This is a genomic window from Citrobacter sp. T1.2D-1, from assembly GCF_950098555.1.
Classification (GTDB): Bacteria; Pseudomonadota; Gammaproteobacteria; order Enterobacterales; family Enterobacteriaceae; genus Citrobacter_A; species Citrobacter_A telavivensis.
Genome location: NZ_CATNHH010000004.1, coordinates 140126 through 163673, shown reverse-complemented (window position 1 = coordinate 163673; position 23548 = coordinate 140126). Strand labels below are relative to the sequence as shown.

At 54.2% G+C, this 23548-nt stretch carries 18 protein-coding genes and 1 other RNA gene; 15 read left to right on the top strand and 4 right to left on the bottom strand.

All coding sequences use genetic code 11. The features are described from left to right. Positions 1-69: 69 nt before the first annotated feature. Both menI and ydiJ read right to left on the bottom strand, forming a co-directional pair. Entirely contained in the window at positions 70-480 is a 411-nt protein-coding gene (gene menI / locus QQZ17_RS06655) for a 1,4-dihydroxy-2-naphthoyl-CoA hydrolase (RefSeq protein WP_152404883.1), read from the bottom strand. Further along, positions 477-3533 (bottom strand): D-2-hydroxyglutarate dehydrogenase YdiJ, encoded by a 3057-nt coding sequence (gene ydiJ, locus QQZ17_RS06650; RefSeq protein ID WP_152404884.1) that lies wholly within the window; start codon positions 3531-3533, stop codon positions 477-479. Before ydiJ ends, menI begins: the two co-directional genes overlap by 4 nt. Before the next feature lie 205 nt (positions 3534-3738). Between ydiJ and ydiK the strand changes: the two genes are divergently transcribed. From ydiK to QQZ17_RS06605, 9 genes are all read left to right on the top strand, one after another. Next, positions 3739-4851: an AI-2E family transporter YdiK gene (ydiK, locus tag QQZ17_RS06645; RefSeq protein WP_152404885.1), complete on the top strand. Its 1113-nt coding sequence runs from the start codon at positions 3739-3741 to the stop codon at positions 4849-4851. A 186-nt stretch (positions 4852-5037) separates the two neighbouring features. Beyond that, an RNA gene (gene rprA / locus QQZ17_RS06640) (antisense sRNA RprA) lies at positions 5038-5145 on the top strand. Positions 5146-5296: 151 nt separating this feature from the next. Then, positions 5297-5653 carry a YdiL family protein gene (locus QQZ17_RS06635; RefSeq protein ID WP_152406335.1) on the top strand — a complete coding sequence of 119 codons (357 nt, stop codon included), beginning with the start codon at positions 5297-5299 and terminating at the stop codon, positions 5651-5653. Positions 5654-5782: 129 nt separating this feature from the next. Then, positions 5783-7000, top strand: coding sequence for an MFS transporter (locus QQZ17_RS06630; protein WP_152404886.1), 1218 nt, complete (start codon positions 5783-5785; stop codon positions 6998-7000). A 246-nt stretch (positions 7001-7246) separates the two neighbouring features. Beyond that, positions 7247-8491: an MFS transporter gene (locus QQZ17_RS06625; RefSeq protein WP_152404887.1), complete on the top strand. Its 1245-nt coding sequence runs from the start codon at positions 7247-7249 to the stop codon at positions 8489-8491. A gap of 23 nt (positions 8492-8514) precedes the next feature. Next, on the top strand, positions 8515-9381 hold the full coding sequence (gene ydiB / locus QQZ17_RS06620; RefSeq protein ID WP_284554118.1) for a quinate/shikimate dehydrogenase: 867 nt from the start codon (positions 8515-8517) through the stop codon (positions 9379-9381). Between the two features lie 33 nt (positions 9382-9414). After that, on the top strand, positions 9415-10173 hold the full coding sequence (gene aroD, locus QQZ17_RS06615; protein ID WP_152404889.1) for a type I 3-dehydroquinate dehydratase: 759 nt from the start codon (positions 9415-9417) through the stop codon (positions 10171-10173). Positions 10174-10318: 145 nt separating this feature from the next. Then, entirely contained in the window at positions 10319-11914 is a 1596-nt protein-coding gene (locus tag QQZ17_RS06610) for an acyl CoA:acetate/3-ketoacid CoA transferase (protein WP_152404890.1), read from the top strand. Between the two features lie 13 nt (positions 11915-11927). Next, positions 11928-13079 (top strand): acyl-CoA dehydrogenase, encoded by a 1152-nt coding sequence (locus QQZ17_RS06605; RefSeq protein WP_152406336.1) that lies wholly within the window; start codon positions 11928-11930, stop codon positions 13077-13079. 85 nt (positions 13080-13164) lie between these two features. Here the strand turns inward: QQZ17_RS06605 and QQZ17_RS06600 are convergent, their stop codons facing one another. Continuing rightward, positions 13165-14055, bottom strand: a complete 891-nt coding sequence (locus tag QQZ17_RS06600; protein WP_152404891.1) for an AraC family transcriptional regulator — start codon at positions 14053-14055, stop codon at positions 13165-13167. 328 nt (positions 14056-14383) lie between these two features. Between QQZ17_RS06600 and QQZ17_RS06595 the strand changes: the two genes are divergently transcribed. The 5 genes from QQZ17_RS06595 (at position 14384) to fadK (ending at position 19458) form a co-directional block, all read left to right on the top strand. Next, a complete protein-coding gene (locus QQZ17_RS06595; protein ID WP_152404892.1) occupies positions 14384-15151 on the top strand; it encodes an electron transfer flavoprotein in 768 nt (255 codons plus the stop codon). Between the two features lie 20 nt (positions 15152-15171). Then, entirely contained in the window at positions 15172-16107 is a 936-nt protein-coding gene (locus tag QQZ17_RS06590) for an electron transfer flavoprotein subunit alpha (protein WP_152404893.1), read from the top strand. A gap of 56 nt (positions 16108-16163) precedes the next feature. Beyond that, positions 16164-17453, top strand: coding sequence for an FAD-dependent oxidoreductase (locus QQZ17_RS06585; RefSeq protein WP_152404894.1), 1290 nt, complete (start codon positions 16164-16166; stop codon positions 17451-17453). Beyond that, positions 17450-17743 carry a ferredoxin family protein gene (locus QQZ17_RS06580; protein WP_046480326.1) on the top strand — a complete coding sequence of 98 codons (294 nt, stop codon included), beginning with the start codon at positions 17450-17452 and terminating at the stop codon, positions 17741-17743. The genes QQZ17_RS06585 and QQZ17_RS06580 overlap by 4 nt, the downstream gene beginning before the upstream one ends. An 86-nt stretch (positions 17744-17829) precedes the next feature. Continuing rightward, positions 17830-19458, top strand: coding sequence for a medium-chain fatty-acid--CoA ligase (fadK, locus tag QQZ17_RS06575; protein WP_152404895.1), 1629 nt, complete (start codon positions 17830-17832; stop codon positions 19456-19458). A 419-nt stretch (positions 19459-19877) separates the two neighbouring features. Here fadK and ppsA read toward each other — a convergent pair whose 3' ends face one another. Then, positions 19878-22256: a phosphoenolpyruvate synthase gene (ppsA, locus tag QQZ17_RS06570; RefSeq protein WP_152404896.1), complete on the bottom strand. Its 2379-nt coding sequence runs from the start codon at positions 22254-22256 to the stop codon at positions 19878-19880. Between the two features lie 333 nt (positions 22257-22589). On the opposite strand from ppsA, the gene ppsR reads away from it, so the two are divergent. Then, the gene (gene ppsR / locus QQZ17_RS06565) at positions 22590-23423 is read left to right on the top strand and encodes a posphoenolpyruvate synthetase regulatory kinase/phosphorylase PpsR (RefSeq protein ID WP_094465393.1); all 834 of its coding nucleotides are present in this window, start codon (positions 22590-22592) and stop codon (positions 23421-23423) included. The last annotated feature ends 125 nt before the right edge of the window (positions 23424-23548 follow it).

Below are 23548 nucleotides of genomic sequence, written 5' to 3'. Positions count from 1 at the left end.
GTATATCACCTTTTGCTGCGCAGATTATGACCAAAAGCAATAGTGATCACACTTTTTCCGGTGACAACGTCACACAACGGCCGTTGTCAACCGCGAGGTACAGCACAGTCGCTGCTGCTCATCGTAGATGTCAATCTGCCAGACCTGATGTCGGGAGCCGGTATGAATTGCCTTACAAACTCCCTTTACGCGCCCTTCCCGCGCGGAGCGAACGTGATTAGCATTGACCTCCAGCCCCACCACTTTTTGCTCGCCCTGAGTACACAGGTAACCCGCAACCGAACCGATGCTTTCAGCGAGCACAACAGAGGCTCCGCCGTGTAGCAGGCCAAACGGCTGCTTCGTGCGCCCGTCAACGGGCATTGACGCTTCAAGCGTATCGTCGCCGATATGCTCAAAGCGAATATCCAGCAGGCCAACCATATTGCCTTCCCCCATCGCATTGAGGGCGTCGAGGGTCACTTCACGTTTCCAGATCATCCAATAATCTCCAGTAATGCCTGCACAGGATGGCGCACGCCAGTGCCTTCGACGCGTTTCACCTGGCTGCGGCAGGAATATCCCGTCGCGAGGCAACGACTACGCGGCAGTCGCTCCATCGCCTGGTGCCACGACAACTCGTAGATACCCAGCGAACTCGCATGGTTCTTTGCCTCATGACCGTAAGTACCGGCCATACCGCAACACCCCACGCTGACATTTTCCAGCTTCGCGCCAAAGCGGGCAAAAATTGACGCCCATTGCGCCGGCGCGCCGGGCAGCGCGGTCACTTCGGTACAGTGGCCGAAGAAATACCAGGATTCACCGCTAACGTCACGCGGTTCGTGCGAGGCCAGCGCCGTTGCCAGCCACTCATTAGCGAGTTGGACATGGAAATCGCCGCGCTGTTCGCCTAGCGCCAACTTGTACTCATCGCGATAACAGAGCACCAGCGCCGGATCGACGCCGACCATCGGCATGCCCAGTGTCGCCACGCGGTTCAAAAAATCAGAGGTCTTTTTGGCGGTCTTCGCAAAACGCGTCAGGAATCCTTTGATGTGCTGTGCTTTACCGTTTGGCGAGAACGGCAGAAGAACCGGCTGCATCCCCAGTTTTTCGACCAGACGGACGAAATCCGCCACGACCTGCGCGTCGTAATAGCTGGTAAACGGATCCTGCACCACCAGCACCGTATTGGCTTTCTGCGCATCCGTGAGCGCTTCGAGCTGTTCCAGCGTCATGTTCGCCGAGCGATGACCAACCATCTGCTGTTGCAATGACGGCGTCGACAGCAGCGGCAGATCGACCATGCCAATATGTTTTGCCGACAGCTTGCGCACCAGCGGCTGATTAATAAAGAAGTTGAAGGTCTTCGGCGCCCGCGCCATCAGCGGCGCATAGGTTTCGACCGTCGCCACCAGATGGTCACGCAGCGGGCGCAGGTAGCGGGTATGGTAAAGCTGCAGGAAGCGCGAGCGGAATTCCGGGACGTCGATTTTGATCGGACACTGCGTCGAACAGGCCTTACAGGCCAGACAGCCGGACATCGCCTCCTTCACTTCATGCGAGAAGTCATACTCGCCCTTACTGGCATGCCAGGTGTTACGGGTGCGCGAAATCAGAGACCGCAGACTGGGCCGTTTGCTCGCCAGCGCGTTTTCCAGTCGTACCGGATCAACACCGCGATCCGCCAGCAGACGCAGCCATTCACGCACCAGCGTCGCGCGCCCTTTTGGCGAATGGATGCGATTGAGGCTGATTTTCATCGACGGGCACATCGGGCTCTTCGCATCAAAGTTAAAGCACAGACCGTTACCATTACATTCCAGCGCGCCTCGCCAGGTCTGGCGCACGGCCAGCGGGATTTGTCGGTCCCAGGTGCCGCGTTTGACCGCATCGACTTTCATCATCGGCGCGTCGATACCTTCCGGCGGACAAATTTTCCCCGGATTCAGCCGGTTTTGCGGATCGAACGCCGCTTTGACCTTCCGCAGTTCCGCGAAGAGTTCATCGCCGAAAAACGCCGGGCTGTATTCGGCGCGAAAACCTTTGCCGTGTTCACCCCACAGCAGACCGCCATATTTCGCCGTCAGCGCCACCACCTCATCGGAGATTTGCTTCATCAGCACTTCCTGCTGCGGGTCGCACATATCCAGCGCCGGCCGCACATGCAGCACCCCGGCGTCGACGTGGCCGAACATACCGTAGCTCAGGCCGTGGCCATCAAGCAGTGCGCGAAATTCTGCGATGTAGTCGGCAAGATGTTCCGGCGGTACGCAGGTGTCCTCGGCAAACGGGATTGGTTTTGCCGCGCCTTTCGCATTTCCCAGCAACCCCACCGCTTTTTTACGCATTGCGTAGATACGCTCAACGCCCGCCAGTTCAGTACATAACTGCCAGCCAATCACCCCCGCCTCTTCACGCGCAATCAGCTCATCCAGGCGCTCGCACAGGGACGCAACCTGTCCGTCGATAACGGCTTCATCATCACCGGCAAATTCGACGATGTTCAGGCCGAGCATCTCTTTGTCCGGGACGTCGGTAATCAGTTCGCTCACCGAATGCCAGATGATGTCTTCACGCGCCAGATTCAACACTTTTGAGTCAACCGTCTCCACCGACAGCGCGCGCGCGTCCACCATGAACGGCGCATTCCGCAGTGCGGAGTCAAAAGAGTCGTATTTCACGTTCACCAGTCGGCGCACTTTCGGCAGTGGCGTAATGTCCAGCCGCGCTTCCGTAATGAACGCCAGCGTCCCTTCCGAACCGGTGAGGATCCGGGTTAGATCGAATTCACTCATGTCATCGTTAAAGACATGGCGCAAGTCGTAACCCGTCAGGAAGCGGTTCAGTTTGGGGAATTTATCAATGATCAACTGACGCTTTTCGCGGCAGCGCTCAAACACGGTGCGATAAATACGGCCAATGGCGGTGTTGCTCTGACCAAGCGTCTGTGCCAGTTCAACCGGCAGCGGCTGCGTATCGAGAATATCGCCACCCAGCAGTACTGCCCGCACGCCCAGCACGTGATCGGACGTCTTCCCGTAGACCAGCGACCCCTGCCCGGAGGCGTCGGTATTAATCATCCCCCCCAGTGTCGCCCGGTTACTGGTGGACAGTTCCGGGGCAAAAAAATAGCCATACGGTTTGAGATACTGATTCAGTTGATCCTTGATCACCCCGGCTTCCACCCGCACCCAGCCCTCTTCCGGGTTGATCTCAATGATGCGGCTCATATAGCGGGACATATCGACGATGATGCCCTGGTTCAGCGCCTGTCCGTTAGTCCCCGTACCGCCGCCGCGCGGGGTAAAAATCAGCGAGATAAAGCGTGGTTGCGCCGCCAGACGGGCAATCAGCGCCACATCGGCCGTTGAACGGGGGAAAACCACGGCATCGGGGAGAAGTTGATAGATACTGTTATCTGTCGACATCGTCAGACGATCGGCATAACTGGTTGCCGTATCACCGGTAAATTCTTGTTGCTCCAGCTCTTGCAAAAAATTAAGCACCAACTGAACGACGCCGGGTGCCTGAGAAATTTGTGGAATCATTATCGTGACCCTTTCCTGCGGTCTGTGTGTTGTGGGAGTTAATCGTTTGCTTATTGTTGTATCACATTTTTTTCTAATACACCCAACAGAAATACTGGCAGAATCCGCCTGTCAAAAACCGCTGAAATTGCTCATCATTATGAGACGTGTTTCACACGGTCGTGTCGCGTCAACGATCTGACGCACTACATAGGTGAAAGAGTTTATGGTCAATATTCGTCAGCCCAGGGATATCGCACAAGTGCTGCTGTCGGTGCTGTTTTTAGCCATCATGATTGTGGCGTGTCTCTGGATTGTTCAACCTTTTATTCTGGGCTTTGCCTGGGCCGGGACTATCGTCATTGCGACCTGGCCGGTTTTACTGCGCCTGCAAAAATTACTCTGGGGGCGGCGTTCGCTGGCGGTTCTGGTGATGACGCTCTTATTAGTGCTGTTGTTTGTGATCCCGATTGCGCTGCTGGTCAACAGTCTCGTTGATGGCAGCGGCCCTCTGATTCACGCCATCACAAGCGGTGATATGACGCTACCGGATCTGGCCTGGCTGAACAGCATTCCACTGGTCGGCGCGAAACTGTATGCCGGCTGGCATAACCTGCTGGATATGGGGGGGACGGCGATCATGGCGAAGGTCCGTCCGTACATTGGCACCACGACCACCTGGTTTGTCGGTCAGGCCGCTCACATCGGTCGCTTTATGATGCACTGTGGCCTGATGCTCTTATTCAGCGCCCTGCTGTACTGGCGCGGTGAGACGGTGGCGATGGGTATTCGTCATTTTGCCTACCGTCTGGCCGCAAAACGTGGCGACGCGGCGATGCTGCTGGCCGCACAGGCAATCCGCGCGGTGGCGCTGGGTGTGGTCGTCACAGCGCTGGTGCAAGCGGTGCTGGGCGGCATCGGTCTGGCCGTTTCCGGCGTACCTTACGCCACACTGCTCTCCGTGGTGATGATCCTCTCCTGCCTGGTACAACTGGGGCCGTTACCGGTTCTGATTCCAGCCATTATCTGGCTTTACTGGACTGGCGATACCACCTGGGGAAGCGTGCTGCTGGCGTGGAGTTGCGTGGTCGGGACACTGGATAACGTGATTCGCCCGATGCTTATCCGTATGGGTGCAGATTTGCCGCTGATCCTGATCCTCTCTGGCGTTATTGGCGGCCTGATTGCGTTTGGCATGATTGGTCTGTTTATCGGTCCGGTACTGCTGGCCGTTTCCTGGCGACTGTTCTCGGCCTGGGTCAACGAAGCGCCTGTGCCGGGCAGCAAACCAGAGGAACTTCTCGAGGAACTGAGCGAAATCGAAGGCCTTAAAAAATAACACGATAGCAGGCGACTCCGGTCGCCTGATTGTTTAATCTCGCTAATCAATCACGTACTTCTGCTTATCTGTAGCGCCTGTTACCGCTTCGTCATCCCTGATTTGTGTCGCAAATTCTTTACAGTTTTTAAACTATTGAGACGAATCTGATCGACGCTAAAACGCCCGATACCCTACTATTAGGTCACGGTTATAGATCAAGACATTGATTTATAAGTATGGAAATCCCCTGAGTGAAACAACGAATTGCTGTGTGTAGTCTTTGCCCATCTCCCACGATGGGCTTTTTTTTATCCTGAAATCGCCTCCGTCACTTGCCTGCAAGTAATATTCACAGACCGATAACAAAGAATATTGCACAAGATATTGTGACTCTCTTCATGCCGAAATCTGTTTAATAGTGTTATTTATGCCTTATTGTTTTTTAATATGGGGTCATTCAATGATGAACGCTTATGAACTACAGGCATTACGTCAAGTTTATGCAATGACCATTGAAGAGTGCGTGTCATGGATTGCGCCAGATTATAATGTCACCAACTGGCAGCAGTGGGAAAATGGCGAATGTGAACTGCCTCCCGCGATTGTTGCAACACTACTGGAAATGCGCAGAAAAAGAAAACTACGTATTAATGCCATTATAGAGAAGATAAACAATCGCATTGGCAATAATACCATGCGTTTCTTTTCTGATTTAACCGATTTCCAGTCAGTCTACCGTGATGGCACTTTTCTTGACTGGAAAATTTATCAATCCGTTGCTGCCGAACTCTATGCCCACGACCTGGAACGATTGTGTTAGACCACATATTTCCTGCCACCGGCGATTCATACTAAGAAACGTTAAATAAACAGATCGATTGTACTTTTAAGGCACGGGTATTTAACCCGTACCAGGGAAAATCATTAGCAATTTCGCTGAGCAGGCATCATGAAAAATCACTATTTCCCCACCGCGATGGGGCTGTATCTCAATTACCTGGTGCATGGCATGGGAGTCATCCTGATGAGTCTCAACATGGCATCGCTCGAACAACAGTGGCAGACAAATGCCGCAGGTGTGTCTGTCGTTATCTCCTCATTAGGGATCGGGCGCTTAAGCGTCCTGTTTTGCGCCGGATTGCTATCCGACCGGTTTGGTCGCAGACCCTTTATTATTCTGGGGATGCTCTGCTATGTGACGTTCTTTTTCGGTATTCTGACGACCCATAACATCATCATCGCTTATGCGTTCGGGGTCCTCGCCGGCATGGCGAACAGTTTTCTGGACGCGGGCACCTATCCCAGTCTGATGGAGGCCTTCCCTTCTTCGCCGAGCACCGCCAACATCCTGATTAAGGCCTTTGTCTCCGGTGGGCAGTTTTTACTCCCCATCATCATCAGTCTGCTGGTCTGGGCGGAACTGTGGTTTGGCTGGTCATTTATCGTTGCCGCCGCGATCATGTTGATTAACGGCCTGTTTTTACTTCGCTGCTCTTTTCCCCCGCATCCTGGGCGCCGCGTCGCGCCGGTCGCACCGGTACACGAACAGCGCCCGGCAGAAAAACATCGTTGCGCATTTATCGATCTGGCCAGCTATACCCTGTATGGCTATATCTCGATGGCCACGTTTTATCTCATCAGCCAGTGGCTGGCGCAATACGGTCAGTTTGTCGCCGGAATGTCGTATACGCTGTCGATAAAATTGCTGAGCATTTATACCTGCGGTTCGCTGCTTTGCGTATTGATTACCGCCCCGCTGGTACGCAAAACGGTACGTTCAACCACCTTACTGATGCTGTACACCTTCGTCTCATTTATCGCCCTGTTGACGGTGTGCCTGCATCCCACGGTGTATGTTGTGATTGTCTTTGCTTTTGTGATCGGCTTTTCGTCAGCCGGAGGGGTGGTACAGATAGGCCTGACCCTGATGGCAGCCCGCTTCCCGCATGCCAAAGGGAAAGCCACCGGCATTTATTACAGTGCAGGCAGCATTGCGACTTTCACGATCCCGCTGGTGACGGCCCATCTTTCACAAAGAAGCATCGCCGATATTATGTGGTTTGATACCGGCATTGCCGCCATGGGTTTCCTGTTGGCGCTGTTTATCGGCTACCGCAGCCGTCTCGAAACAAAACGCCAGTTGATGATATCGCCTTTAGCGGAATAAGGCTGAATCCGTCGTAAGCAATATTGTTATCGCTGACTGCAATATAATTTGTATAACGTCAATAACATCAGCAAAACGTCGCAGGAGAAGTGGGCTTTCACACTTTCATCTGCAATATACCTGGTAATGAAAACGTCATGTTATGTAGTTCATGCCGTTGCACAGCCGTATATTAATAAAAAATCGCCGGATATAAAAATGCCGACGAAAACAGAATTAAATTAACCGGCAAGGAGCGTTGAAAAAATGTCACAGAATAAGGCCTTCAGTACGCCATTTTTCCTGGCGGTCATCTGTATTTATCTCAGCTATTTTCTCCACGGCATTAGCGTCATTACGCTGGCGCAAAATATGACTTCCCTCGCCGCTAAGTTTTCTACCGACAGCGCGGGGATCGCCTATTTAATTTCCGGTATCGGGCTGGGGCGTCTGGTCAGTATTCTGTTTTTTGGCGTCCTGTCGGATAAATTTGGTCGTCGGGCAATCATTCTGCTGGGCGCCGCGCTCTATATTCTCTTTTTCTTCGGTATTCCTGCCAGTCCCAACCTGATGGTGGCCTTTGTGCTCGCCGTATGCGTTGGCGTCGCTAACTCTGCACTGGACACCGGAGGCTATCCGGCGCTGATGGAGTGTTTCCCGAAAGCGTCAGGTTCGGCGGTGATCCTGGTCAAGGCAATGGTCTCCTTCGGGCAGATGCTCTATCCGATGCTGGTCGGCTATATGCTGCTCAACAACATCTGGTACGGCTATGGTGTGATCATTCCTGGCGTTCTGTTTGTGCTGATTACCCTGATGCTGCTGCGCAGTAAATTCCCTGGCCAACTGGTGGATGCCAGCGTCGCCAAAGAGTTGCCGCAGATGAACAGCAAACCGCTGGTCTGGCTGGAAGGCGTGGCTTCTGTCATGTTTGGCGTAGCGGCGTTTTCCACCTTCTATGTCATCGTGGTCTGGATGCCGAAATACGCTATGGCCTTCGCCGGAATGGAAGAAGCGGATGCGCTGAAAACCATCACCTGGTATAGCCTGGGCTCGCTGGTTTGCGTCTTTATCTTTGCCGCGCTGCTGAAAAAAATGGTTCGCCCCATCTGGGCTAACGTCTTTAACGCCGGTCTGGCGACCGTGACCGCCGCTGTCATTTATCTCTGGCCGTCTCCGCTGGTGTGTAACGTGGGCGCGTTTGCGATTGGTTTCTCCGCAGCGGGGGGGATTTTACAACTGGGCGTGTCGGTAATGTCGGAATTCTTTCCGAAAAGCAAAGCCAAAGTCACCAGCGTTTATATGATGATGGGCGGCCTCGCGAATTTTGTTATTCCGTTGATTACTGGCTACCTCTCCACCATCGGCCTGCAATACATCATTTTACTGGACTTCGTTTTTGCCCTGCTGGCCTTCATCACCGGCATTATCGTATTTATTCGCTATTACCGGGTCTTCAATATTCCGCAGAACGATATCCGTCTGGGCGAACGTTATTTTTCAACAAAAAGTTAAGCGACAATTTAAGGAGTCATGTTATGGATGTAACCGCGAAATATGAACTGATCGGCTTGATGGCTTACCCTATCAGACACAGTCTGTCACCTGAAATGCAAAATAAGGCGCTAGAGAAAGCCGGATTGCCGTTTACCTATATGGCCTTTGAGGTCGACAACAGCACCTTCGCAGGCGCCATCGAAGGGCTGAAAGCGTTAAAAATGCGCGGTACCGGCGTATCGATGCCCAATAAGCAGTTGGCCTGTGAGTTCGTTGATGAACTGACTCCGGCGGCGAAACTGGTGGGCGCCATTAATACCATCGTCAATGATGACGGTTATCTGCGCGGTTACAACACCGATGGCACGGGCCACATTCGCGCGATTAAAGAGAGCGGTTTCGATATCAGGGGTAAAACCATGGTATTACTGGGTGCCGGTGGTGCATCCACTGCCATCGGCGCGCAGGCGGCCATTGAGGGGATCAAAGAGATTAAACTCTTTAACCGTAATGATGAGTTCTTCCAGAAAGCGCTGGATTTCGCCAAACGAGTGAATGAAAACACGGACTGCGTGGTGACAGTGACAGATCTTGCCGACCAGCAGGCCTTCGCAGACGCGCTGGCGACGGCGGATATCCTGACCAACGGCACCAAAGTCGGCATGAAGCCACTGGATAATGAATCTATCGTCAGCGACGTGAGTCTGCTACGTCCGGAACTGCTGGTCACGGAATGTGTCTACAACCCGCATATGACGAAGTTACTGCAGCAGGCGCAACAAGCCGGTTGCAAAACAATCGATGGTTACGGCATGTTGTTGTGGCAAGGTGCTGAACAGTTCAAACTGTGGACCGGTAAAGATTTCCCGCTGGAATATGTAAAACAGGTAATGGGGTTTGCGGCCTGACGGCCAGGAACTAAGACTGATAAAAGGTATTAAATGAAAACCGTAACCGTAAATAACCTCGTGGTTGGCGAAGGGGCTCCAAAAATAATCGTCTCGCTGATGGGTAAAGATCTCGCCAGCGTCCGCTCAGAAGCGCGGGCCTATCGCGACGCGGATTTCGACATTCTGGAATGGCGCGTTGACCATTTTGCCGATGTCGCCTCTGCCGATGCCGTGCTGGAGGCTATCCGCGCGATCCGTGCCGAGATGCCTAAAACTCCCCTGCTGTTTACCTTCCGCAGCGCGAATGAAGGGGGTGAGCAGGCTATTTCGACTGACGCCTATCTCGCGCTGAATCGCGCGGCTGTCGACAGCGGTCTGGTCGATATTATCGATCTCGAACTGTTTACCGGTGATGAGCAGGTCAAGGCGACGGTTGACTATGCGCACAGCAAAAACGTCAAGGTCATCATGTCCAACCATGATTTCCACAAGACCCCAGCAGAAGAAGAGATCGTGGCGCGACTGCGCAAAATGCAGGAACTCGGTGCCGATATTCCGAAGATAGCCCTGATGCCACAGAGCCATAGCGATGTTCTGACGCTGCTTTCCGCCACGCTGAAAATGCAGGAGCAGTACGCCGACCGTCCGGTTATCACCATGTCGATGTCAAAAACCGGTGTGATTTCGCGCCTGGCGGGTGAAGTCTTCGGGTCAGCGGCAACCTTTGGTGCGGTTAAAAAAGCCTCCGCGCCCGGACAAATATCCGTTAGCGACCTGCGCACGGTATTAACGATTTTACATCAGGCTTAATGCACTAAATAAAGGCGGGAAGAATATCCTCCCGCCATAAAATATAAATTTCACCCCATAGTGAATATTTCACATAAATATTCAGCGGATGCCTACGCCTGAACACCAGCGATGTACGGTTTCTGCCGGGTACCCAGGAGTTAATATGAAACCTGAAAGACCACCCCGCGTGAATGGTCGCGTGCCTGTGCTCTCGGCCCAGGACGCGGTTAATTATATTAAAGATGAAGATGTGCTGTGTATATTAGGTGCAGGTGGCGGTATTCTGGAAGCCACCACCTTAATTACCGCATTAGCCGATAAATATAAACAGACGCAAACGCCGCGTAATTTATCGATTATCAGTCCGACCGGTCTGGGCGATCGCGCCGATCGCGGAATCAGCCCGCTGGCCCAGGAAGGGCTGGTGAAATGGGCCCTGTGCGGACACTGGGGGCAGTCGCCGCGTATTTCGGACTTAGCGGAACAGAACAAAATTGCCGCCTATAACTATCCGCAGGGCGTACTGACCCAGGCGCTGCGCGCTTCTGCCGCTCATCAGCCGGGGATCCTCAGCGATATTGGGATCGGTACTTTTGTTGACCCACGCCAACAGGGTGGCAAGCTCAATGAGGTCACCAAAGAGGACCTCATCAAACTGGTGGAGATTGATAACAAAGAATATCTCTACTACAAAGCGATTGCGCCCACCGTGGCGTTTATCCGCGCCACAACCTGCGACAGCGAAGGCTACGCCTCGTTTGAAGATGAGGTGATGTACCTCGACGCGCTCGTGCTGGCTCAGGCGGTACATAACCACGGCGGCATCGTGATGATGCAGGTGCAGAAGATGGTCAAAAAAGCCACGCTGCATCCCAAATCCGTGCGTATCCCCGGCTATCTGGTGGATATCGTGGTCGTTGACCCGGATCAGACGCAACTGTACGGCGGCGCGCCGGTGAACCGTTTTATCTCGGGCGATTTCACCCTCGACGACAGCACTCAACTCTCCCTGCCCCTCAACCAGCGCAAACTGGTCGCTCGCCGCGCGCTGTATGAGATGCGTAAAGGCGCGGTGGGTAACGTCGGCGTCGGCATCGCGGATGGCATTGGGCTGGTGGCCCGGGAAGAAGGCTGTGCGGATGACTTTGTGCTGACCGTCGAAACCGGCCCCGTTGGCGGCATCACCTCACAGGGCGTCGCCTTCGGCGCGAACGTCAACACTCGCGCCATTCTTGATATGACCTCGCAGTTTGACTTCTACCACGGCGGAGGACTGGACGTTTGCTATCTGAGCTTTGCGGAAGTCGACCGTCATGGCAACGTCGGGGTACATAAATTCAACGGCAAAATCATGGGTACCGGCGGTTTTATCGATATTAGCGCCACCTCGAAGAAAATTGTTTTCTGCGGCACGTTAACCGCCGGCAGTCTGAAAACAGAGGTTGCCGACGGTAAATTAACCATCGTCCAGGAAGGCCGGGTGAATAAATTCATCAGCGAACTGCCGGAAATCACCTTCAGCGGAAAAATCGCGCTCGAGCGCGGACTGGACGTGCGCTATATCACCGAGCGCGCGGTATTTACGCTGAAAGAGGACGGTCTGCATCTTATTGAGATTGCCCCAGGGGTGGATCTGGAACGCGATATTCTGGCCAAAATGGATTTCGCACCGGTTATTTCGCCGAACCTGAAACTGATGGATGAAAGATTATTTATCGACGCCACCATGGGTTTTGAACTGCCGGAAGCGGCTAATTAAAAGGAGTACGATGATGGACTTTTCTTTAACCGAAGAGCAAGAGCTGCTGCTTGCCAGTATTCGAGAACTGATCACCAGCAATTTTCCGGAAGAGTATTTCCGTACCTGCGATCAGACGGCGACCTACCCCAGAGAGTTTATGCGCGCGCTGGCCGACAACGGTATTTCTATGCTGGGCGTACCGGAAGAGTTCGGCGGCATTCCGGCAGACTACGTGACGCAAATGCTGGCCCTGATGGAAGTGTCAAAATGTGGCGCCCCGGCCTTTTTGATCACCAACGGCCAGTGTATTCACAGCATGCGCCGCTTTGGTTCGCCAGAGCAACTGCGCAAAACAGCGGAAAGCACACTGGAAACCGGCGATCCGGCCTATGCGCTGGCGTTAACCGAGCCGGGTGCGGGTTCTGATAACAACAGCGCCACGACCAGCTACACGCGCAAAGACGGCAAGGTTTATCTGAACGGTCAGAAGACGTTTATTACGGGCGCAAAAGAGTACCCGTATATGCTGGTGCTGGCGCGCGACCCGGAGCCGAAAGATCCGAAGAAAGCCTTTACCCTCTGGTGGGTGGAGTCCAATAAGCCGGGGATCAAAATCAACCCGCTGCACAAAATCGGCTGGCATATGCTCAGCACGTGTGAAGTCTATCTCGACAACGTTGAGGTGGATGAAAGCGACATGGTGGGCGAAGAAGGCATGGGCTTTCTCAACGTGATGTACAACTTTGAGATGGAACGACTGATCAACGCTGCGCGCAGTACCGGTTTTGCCGAATGCGCCTTTGAGGATGCCGCGCGTTATGCCAACCAGCGCATTGCGTTTGGTAAACCGATTGGACACAACCAGATGATCCAGGAAAAACTGGCGCTAATGGCTATCAAAATCGACAATATGCGCAATATGGTGCTGAAGGTGGCATGGCAGGCCGATCAGGAGCAGTCGCTGCGTACCAGTGCCGCCCTGGCGAAACTGTACTGCGCCCGGACGGCAATGGAAGTGATTGACGATGCAATCCAGATTATGGGCGGGCTGGGTTATACCGACGAAGCGCGCGTCTCCCGATTCTGGCGCGATGTACGTTGTGAGCGTATTGGCGGCGGGACGGATGAGATCATGATTTATGTCGCAGGTCGGCAGATCCTGAAGGATTATCAGAACAAGTAAACGCCAGGCCGGATACGGTGCTTGCACCGCTATCCGGCGGTTCGTTCGCTAACCGATATTTGCTAACCGATAATGGAATAAAAACTCAGGCGTCAGACAACAGGCAGGCCTGCTCTGCCAGATTGTTTTTAAACTGTTTACGGTAATCGCCTGGCGAACAGCCAACGTGGCGCAGAAACAGCTTCGCGAAGTGGTCGACATTCTCGTACCCAACGCGCCAGGAAATTTCGGCCTGTGAATAATCGGTATTGGTTAGCGCAAATTTCGCTTCGGTCATCCGCCGCTGAATCACATAATTGATCGGCGAAATATGGTACTCGCGGGTAAATTCGTGGCAAATATAGCTGACGCTGGCACGAAATTTTTTTGATAACTGCTCAAGCGTAATTTTCTCCCGATAATTATTATTGAGGTAGACCAGAATATCTTTAATCAGAACATCTTTTTTAATATGGCCCTGTTCCGAACGATAAGCATTTTTAAAGTTTTCGTAAAAGAGAACCGTCAACGCATAGGCAAATGCATCGCACACAGACGACGTCAGCCCATTTTTACTTTGCGGCAGCATCACGCTGAGTTCATTAAAAATACTTTTGATCACCTCTTTACCCTGGCCGACGGCAACCACCGGACAGGAATGCGATTGCAGCAGTTGGTTCTCTTCCCAGTCCTGAAAGCAAAAGCCGTACAGCGCGCAGGTGTAGGTAGTGGCAGGCGCGTTCACATCCGACGTCACGGCATGCAGTCGCCCCCGCTCCACGACGACGATATCATCCTCGTGGGCCACATAAAGTGAAGAATCGATAATTAATCTGACAATGCCTTTTTTAACGTAAATCAGCTCCGTCTCATTATCATGGACATGATGACCAGACTCCCATCGGGGATCATCACTAATGACAAATCGGGAAAATCGCGGGGTCTTACCCTGGTCAAAAAGGCTTTCCATTGCATTATCAAAGCAGCGTTGATACATGACAACCTCCACAAGCAGATAGTAATCCTGAACAATATAATAGGGATAAAATAAAGCGAGTACGGCGGTTATACAACTGCATTTAGTGAGGGCAAAACAAGATTATTTCTCTCACCTGCAAGATAATACGTTTAATTCTCGCAAATTATTTTCTGCTCAATTCTTTTGCATGAGCGATCGCACTTTTTTTGCAAGATACCTGGTAACGAAAACAGATTGCTCCGTCGATAAAAAGCCACCGTCTGTCGCACACTAATTCCAGCCAATTTTCACTTTCCGCCGGGGTGGCCTGACCGTCACTGTCGGTATGCGACTCACAGGAGATGCCATGAAAATAATAACCTGCTTTAAGCTGGTACCTGAAGAACAGGACATTGTTGTTACACCCGAGCAAGCGCTCAGCTTTGACAATGCGGACACCAAAATCAGCCAGTTCGACCTCAACGCTATCGAGGCCGCAACGCAGCTGGCCACAGAAGCGGAAGATGAGATCGCTGCGCTGACGGTGGGCGGTTCATTATTGCAGAACTCGAAAGTGCGTAAGGATGTGCTCTCCCGCGGGCCACACGCACTGTACCTGATGCAGGATGCACAGCTGGAACACGCGCTGCCAAAAGATACTGCGCAGGCCATCGCCGCCACGGTGGAAAAAATCGGTTTCGATCTGATCCTGTTCGGCGAAGGCTCTGGCGACCTTTACGCACAACAGGTTGGCCTGCTGGTCGGTGAGATCCTGCAACTCCCGACCATTAACGCCGTCAGCCGCCTCCAGCGTCAGGGCGATAAGCTGGTTGTTGAACGCACGCTCGAAGAGGACGTTGAAGTGATCGAGCTGTCGCTTCCTGCGGTTCTCTGCGTCACATCGGATATTAACGCCCCGCGCATCCCCTCCATGAAGGCCATTCTTGGCGCCGGGAAAAAGCCGGTGCACACGTGGCAGGCCAGTGATATCGGCTGGAGCCAGGGCGCACCACGGGCAGAGCTGGTCGCCATTACCGTACCGCCGCAAACGGCACGTAAGCACATCATTCTGGATAACGATTCGCCGGAAGCCATCGCCGAACTGGCTGAACACCTGAAAAAAGCCCTGAACTGAGCCCAACGGAGAACACAATCATGAGTCAATTAACCCACGTCTGGGTATTTAGCGATAACGTTGAACGCTATGCGGAACTGATGGCCTGCGCGCGTCAGTGGGGTCAGCAGGTTTACGCCATTGTTCAGGGTTCCGAACAGGCGGCACGCGTTAAGCCGCTCGGTGCTGACGGTATCATCGTGCTGGAGAAGACGTCTGAACTGCAGCGAATTGAAAACTACGCCGAAACGCTGGCCGCGCCGATCCGGGAAAAAGGCAACGGGCTGCTGCTGATGGCGGCAACTAAACGCTGCAAAGCGCTAGGCGCGCGTCTGAGTATTCAACTCGATGCGGCGTTGGTGAACGATGCGACGGCGGTGAGCGTCGACGAAAACGCGCTATTTGCCGAGCATCGTATGTATGGCGGACTGGCGTTTGGCAAAGTAAAACTGAACAGCCCGCTGGCCATTATCACCCTCGCGCCAGGCATACTGGAGCCGGTCGCGGCAAATCCCGCGCATGACTGCCCGGTAGTCACCGCCGAATGGGTTGCCCCGCAACAGGAGATCCTGTGTCAGGAACGACGCGCCAAATCACTCAGCAGCGTTGATCTGAGCAAAGCAAAACGTGTGGTGGGCGTGGGTCGCGGTCTGGCGGCGCAGGACGACCTCAGCATGGTGCGCGAACTGGCCGCAGTGCTGGGCGCGGAAGTGGGCTGTTCACGTCCGATCGCCGAAGGGGAAAACTGGATGGAGCGCGAGCGTTATATCGGCGTTTCCGGCGTGCTGCTGAAGTCTGAACTGTATCTGACGCTGGGCATCTCCGGGCAGATCCAGCATATGGTTGGCGGCAATGGCGCCAAAGTGATTGTCGCCGTGAATAAAGATAAGAACGCGCCAATCTTCAACTATGCCGATTACGGACTGGTGGGCGATATCTACAAAGTGGTCCCTGCCCTGATCGCGCAGCTGCGCTAACTCTCACCTTTACCCACATCTCCCGCTGTGCAAACGGCGGGAAGGGAGCTTTAAGCATGTCGGATGAAAAATTTGATGCCATCGTCGTCGGTGCTGGCGTAGCGGGAACGGTGGCGGCATACATCATGGCGAAAGCCGGACTCGATGTTCTGGTCATCGAGCGCGGCAACAGCGCGGGCAGTAAAAATATGACCGGGGGTCGCCTCTACGCCCACGTGATCGAGCGCATTATGCCCGGTTTTGCCCAACAGGCACCCGTTGAACGTAAAGTCACCCGCGAGAAAATCTCGTTTATGACGCAGGAAAGCGCGACCACGCTGGACTACCATCGCGAACAGGCGGATGTCCCTGGTCAGGCGTCATACACCGTGTTGCGCAACCGCCTCGATCCGTGGCTGATGGAGCAAGCTGAAGCGGCTGGCGCGCAGTTTATTCCCGGTGTGCGCGTGGACGCGCTGATTCGTGAAGGCAACCAGGTGACGGGCGTACAGGCCGGCGATGACATTCTCGAAGCCAACGTGGTGATCCTCGCCGATGGCGTCAATTCGATGCTGGGCCGTTCGCTGGGCATGGTCCCTGCTTCCTCGGCACACCATTACGCCGTCGGCGTGAAAGAGCTGATTGGTCTCTCCCCGGAGCAAATCAATGACCGCTTTAACCTGTCCGGAAATGAAGGTGCGGCCTGGCTGTTCGCCGGCTCCCCGTCAAACGGCCTGATGGGCGGAGGATTCCTCTATACCAATCGCGACTCCGTTTCCCTCGGCCTGGTATGCGGACTGGGCGACATGGCCCATGCACAGAAAAGCGTACCGCAGATGCTGGAAGATTTTAAACAGCATCCCACCGTTCGTCCGTTAATTCAGGGCGGCAAGCTGCTGGAATACTCGGCGCATATGGTACCGGAAGGCGGACTGGCGATGGTGCCGGAACTGGTGGGTGACGGCGTGATGATTGTCGGCGATGCCGCAGGCTTTTGTCTGAACCTCGGTTTCACGGTGCGCGGAATGGATTTAGCCATCGCCTCTGCCGAAGCGGCGGCGCACGCAGCGATTGTGGCAAAAGCGCGCCAGGACTTCTCTGCCCGCACGCTGGCGGAATACAAAAGCGAACTGGAGAAAGGGTGCGTCATGCGTGATATGCAGCATTTTCGCAAGATGCCGGCGCTGATGGAGAATCCCCGCCTGTTCACCCAGTATCCGCGCATGGTGGCAGACATCATGAGCGACATGTTCACTATCGATGGCCGCCCGAATCAGCCGATGCGCAAAATGATCCTGTCGCATGCAAAACAGGTCGGTCTGATGAATCTGCTGAAGGATGGCATTAAGGGAGTCACGGCACTATGAGTCAGGACAATCGCGTTAACGTCGACGTCAAGCTTGGCGTCAATAAATTCCATGTTGATGAAGGACACCCGCACATCATTCTGGCGGCTAACCCGGACAGTAAAGAGTTTCAAAAATTGCTGAACGCCTGCCCCGCCGGACTCTATAAACAGGATGAGGCGGGTACGATTCACTTTGATTCTGCGGGCTGTCTGGAGTGCGGAACCTGCCGGGTACTGTGCGGTGAGACGATCCTCGAAAAATGGGAGTACCCCGCAGGCACCTTTGGCGTCGATTTCCGCTACGGCTGATGGGTACAACTGCCGGATAGTGATGCCTGGCGTCTTATCCGGCCTGCGAACACCTCACTACCCACTTGATTTACCGGGAACCTCCGATGAGTGTCACATTAACGTTTGACGCCGGGCGGCGGGACGCATACCGCAAGCTTGGCTTTTGGGGCGATGCCTCGCTGGGAGACTACTGGCAGCAAACCGCGCGCAGCGTGCCGGAAAAAATTGCCGTCGTGGATAACCACGGTACCGCATTCACCTATACCGCCCTCGACCATGCGGCAAGCTGTCTGGCAAGCTGGATGCTGGCGAACGGCATTCAGTCCGGCGACCGCGTCGCCTTTCAGCTTCCCGGCTGGTGCGAATTTACCGTTATCTATCTCGCCTGCCTGAAAATCGGCGCAGTATCCGTTCCCCTTCTGCCCGCCTGGCGCGAAGCCGAACTGGTATGGGTGCTGAACAAGTGTCAGGCGAAACTGTTTTTCGCCCCGACCGTGTTTAAACAGACGCGTCCGGTCGATTTGATCTTGCCTCTGCAAAATCAGCTGCCGCATCTGCAACACGTTATCGGCGTCGATAAACTGGCACCGGCCACCACCTCACTCGCCCTCAGCCAGATAGTAGCGGACAGCGCGCCGCTTGCCCGTCACATTCCGGTTCACGGTGACGAACTGGCCGCCGTGTTGTTTACCTCTGGCACCGAGGGAGTACCGAAAGGGGTCATGCTCAGCCACAACAATATTCTCGCCAGCGAGCGGGCCTACTGCGCCCGTCTGAATCTGACCTGGCTGGACGTCTTTCTGATGCCGGCGCCGCTGGGACACGCCACCGGTTTTTTACACGGCGTGACGGCACCGTTTCTGATCGGCGCGCGCAGCGTGCTGCTGGATATTTTTACCCCAACGGCCTGTCTTGATCTGCTGGAACAGCAGCGCTGCACCTGCGTGTTAGGGGCTACACCGTTTGTTTACGATCTGTTGTGTACCGTTGAACAGCAGCCCGCCGACCTCTCTTCGCTGCGTTTCTTTTTGTGCGGCGGCACCACCATTCCCAGGCGCATTGCCCGCGACTGTCAGCAGCGCGGCATTAAGCTGCTCAGCGTCTACGGCTCGACGGAAAGCTCGCCACATGCGGTAGTGAACCTTGACGATCCGCCCTCCCGCATGATGAATACCGACGGCTATGCGGCGGCAGGGGTGGAGATCAAGATTGTTGATGAAGCGCGTAACACGGTTCCGCCCGGCGTTGAAGGTGAAGAGGCATCACGCGGGCCGAACGTGTTTATGGGCTATCTCGATGAGCCAGAGCTAACCGCCCGGGCGCTGGATAGCGAAGGCTGGTACTACAGCGGCGATCTCTGTCGGATGGACGAGGCGGGCTATATCAAGGTCACCGGGCGCAAGAAAGATATCATTGTCCGGGGCGGCGAAAACATCAGCAGTCGCGAGGTGGAAGACATTCTGTTACAGCATCCCCGTATTCACGATGCCTGCGTGGTTGCCATGCCGGATGAGCGTTTAGGTGAGCGTTCCTGTGCCTACATCGTACTGAAAGCGCCGCATCATTCTCTGTCGCTGGAAGAGGTTGTTGCCTTCTTTAGCCGTAAACGTGTGGCGAAGTATAAGTATCCGGAGCACATCGTGGTGGTTGAAAAGTTGCCCAGAACGGCATCCGGGAAGATCCAGAAGTTCCTGTTACGCCAGGATATCATTCAGCGGTTAGCGTCGGAATGACGTGAGGTACAAATTGCCGGATGACGGCGTACCGCCTTATCCGGCCTACAGGGGCATTGTGGGTGTATGTATTGCCGGATGACGGCGTATCGCCATCCGGCCTACAGGGACATTGCGGGTGTATGTATTGCCGGATGACGGCGTACAGGGGCATTGCGGGTGTATGTATTACCGGATGACGGCGTATCGCCATCCGGCCTACAGGGACATTGCGGGTGTATGTATTACCGGATGACGGCGTACCGCCTTATCCGGCCTACAGGGGCATTGTGGGTGTATGTATTACCGGATGACGGCGCATCGCCATCCGGCCTACAGGGCATTGCGGGTGTATGTATTGCCGGATGACGGCGTATCGCCATCCGGCCTACAGGGGAATCGCTGTAGGCCTGATAAGCGTAGCGCCATCAGGCATTACCTTACTTCTTCAGTTCAGCCAGGCTCAGCCAGGTCTGGACAACGGTATCCGGGTTCAGCGACAGGCTGTCGATTCCCTCTTCCATCAGCCAGGCGGCAAAGTCTTCGTGGTCAGACGGACCCTGACCGCAAATCCCGACGTATTTACCCTGTTTCTTCGCTGCGCGAATCGCCATCGACAGCAGTGCTTTTACCGCGTCGTTACGCTCATCAAACAGTTCGGATACCACGCCGGAGTCACGATCCAGACCCAGCGCCAGCTGCGTCATGTCGTTAGAACCGATCGAGAAGCCGTCGAAGTATTGCAGGAACTGTTCAGCCAGCAGGGCGTTGGACGGGATCTCACACATCATGATGATCTTCAGCCCATTCTCACCGCGTTTCAGCCCCTGACGCGCCAGCTCTTCCACAACCGCTTTTGCCTGCTCAACGGTACGCACGAATGGGATCATGATTTCGACGTTAGTCAGCCCCATGTCATTACGCACGCGTTTCACCGCGTCGCATTCCAGCGCGAAGCAATCACGGAAGCTGTCCGACACGTAGCGGCCCGCACCACGGAAGCCCAGCATTGGGTTCTCTTCATGCGGCTCGTAGCGCTCACCGCCGACCAGGTTCGCGTATTCGTTAGACTTAAAGTCAGACAGACGCACGATCACCCGTTTCGGCCAGAATGCCGCACCGAGGGTGGCAATCCCTTCCGTCAGGCGCCCCACATAAAATTCACGCGGAGAATCAAAGCCTTTCATCATCTCGCGGATGTCGTTCTGCAGTTTGGCATCCTGGGAGTCAAACTCCAGCAGCGCACGCGGGTGCACGCCAATCATACGGTTGATGATAAATTCCAGACGCGCCAGACCAACGCCTTCGTTAGGCAGACAGGCGAAGTCAAATGCCCTGTCCGGGTTACCGACGTTCATCATCACCTTCAGCGGCAGATCCGGCATGGTATCGACGCTGGAGCTCTTAACGCTGAAATCGAGCAGGTCGGCGTACACGTAGCCCGTGTCACCTTCTGCGCAGGAAACGGTGACCTTCTCGTCATCCTTCATACGCTCAGTGGCATCGCCACATCCCACCACCGCTGGAATACCCAGTTCACGCGCGATAATGGCCGCGTGACAGGTACGACCGCCGCGGTTAGTGACAATCGCCGCCGCTTTTTTCATGATCGGTTCCCAGTCCGGGTCGGTCATGTCGGTGACCAGCACGTCGCCAGGCTCAATGCGGTTCATCTCGCTGATGTCCTGAATGACTTTTACCGGACCCGCACCGATGCGGTGGCCGATGGCACGCCCTTCCGCAATGATTTTGCCCTGCGCATGCAGCGTGTAACGCTCCATCACCTGACCGCGAGAACGCACGGTTTCCGGACGCGCCTGTACGATGAACAGCTTGCCGGTGTGACCGTCTTTCGCCCACTCGATGTCCATCGGACGACCGTAGTGTTTCTCTATCTGCACCGCCTGCTTCGCCAGTTCCTGCACTTCGTCGTTGGTCAGAGAGAAAATGTCGCGGCTTTCCTGCGGCACATCTTCAATGGTGACCTGTTTGCCGTGCTCCTGAGTTGGTGCGTAGACCATGCGGATTTTTTTCGAGCCCATCGTGCGACGCACAATAGACGGACGATTGGCTGCCAGGGTCGGTTTGTGGACGTAGAACTCATCCGGGTTCACCGCGCCCTGCACCACCATCTCACCCAGACCCCATGCCGAGGTGATGAACACCACCTGGTCAAAGCCGGATTCGGTATCGATGGAGAACATCACGCCGGATGAAGCCAGATCGGAACGCACCATCCGCTGAACGCCCGCAGAGAGCGCCACGCCGCGGTGGTCATAGCCCTGGTGAACACGATAGGAGATCGCGCGGTCGTTAAACAGCGACGCGAACACGTGCTTCACGGCGACCAGTACGGCGTCAAAGCCCTGGACGTTGAGGAAGGTTTCCTGCTGACCGGCAAAAGAGGCGTCCGGCATATCTTCCGCCGTTGCAGAAGAACGCACGGCGAAAGACGCATGCTGATCGTCCGCAGAGAGTTGCGCGTAGGCATCGCGGATGGCATTTTCCAGCTCAGGCTGGAAAGGAGTGTCGATAATCCACTGGCGGATCTGTGCGCCTGCCTTCGCTAATGCGGTGACATCATCAATATCCGTCTGATCCAGCAGTTCATAGATGCGCTGGTTTACGCCGCTTTGGTCCAGAAACTGGTTGAACGCATCGGCGGTTGTGGCAAAACCATTCGGTACCGATACACCCATACCGGAAAGGTTAGTAATCATTTCACCCAGGGAGGCATTTTTGCCCCCAACTCTGTCTACATCATTCATGCCGAGTTGGTTATACCAAAGCACCAGCGGTGACGAGCCATTGTTGGACATCGAACAATCCTTTTGTGATAAATGAACGAGTTTAGGAAAAGCTTAATTACGTATTTATCTTTGCATATTTAACCCGCTTAAAAAAACGGTGAATCGTTCAAGCAAATATATTTTTTATTTTTTCGGACAGTTTACCCATTTGCGCAAACCCACGAGTGGCGGGCGATCCCCACAAAATGTGTCGGTATAAACATCTGTTCCAGAAAATGAAATGTACTTTTCATAAAATATAAAAATACCATTTCATTTTTAAAATGAGCGTTATTTTCTACGCTTCAGAGTAATTTTAATTTATGCTTTCAGAGAATTATGACTGACTTCCAGGGTGTGAAAATGGATAATGCTGTAGATCGTCACGTATTTTATATTTCCGATGGTACGGCAATTACCGCTGAAGTATTGGGCCATGCGGTGATGTCGCAGTTCCCCGTCACTATCAGCAGTATCACGCTACCGTTTGTCGAAAATGAGAACCGTGCCCGTGCCGTTAAGGACCAGATCGACGCCATTTTTCAACAAACCGGCGTGCGTCCACTGGTGTTCTATTCGATTGTATTGCCGGAAATCCGCTCCATCATCCTGCAAAGCGAAGGCTTCTGTCAGGATATCGTGCAGGCGCTGATCACTCCGCTGCAACACGAAATGAAACTCTACCCCACACCGATTGCCCACCGGACTCACGGGCTGAATCCGGGTAACCTGATCAAGTATGATGCGCGGATCGCCGCCATCGATTACACCCTGGCCCACGATGATGGCATTTCGTTGCGCAACCTCGACCAGGCGCAGGTGATTTTGTTGGGCGTCTCGCGCTGCGGCAAAACGCCCACCAGTCTCTACCTGGCGATGCAGTTTGGCATCCGCGCGGCGAACTATCCCTTTATTGCCGACGACATGGACAATCTGGTTCTGCCCGCGTCGTTAAAACCCCTACAACATAAACTGTTTGGTCTGACGATTGACCCTGAGCGTCTGGCGGCCATTCGCGAAGAACGCCGGGAAAACAGCCGCTACGCGTCCCTGCGCCAGTGCCGTATGGAAGTGGCTGAAGTCGAGGCGCTCTATCGTAAAAACCAGATCCCATGGTTGAACAGTACTAACTATTCGGTTGAGGAGATTGCCACTAAAATCCTCGACATCATGGGACTAAGTCGACGCATGTACTAACAAACTAGTTCGTGAGTTCTGTTTTTTTGTTATCATACCGTTCTGTCGCGAGGTGTGATCCACCTCGCACTTGAAATCAGCAGGGATTGGTTTAAGGTTGTGCCCATCACTTCCCGGTACCTCTG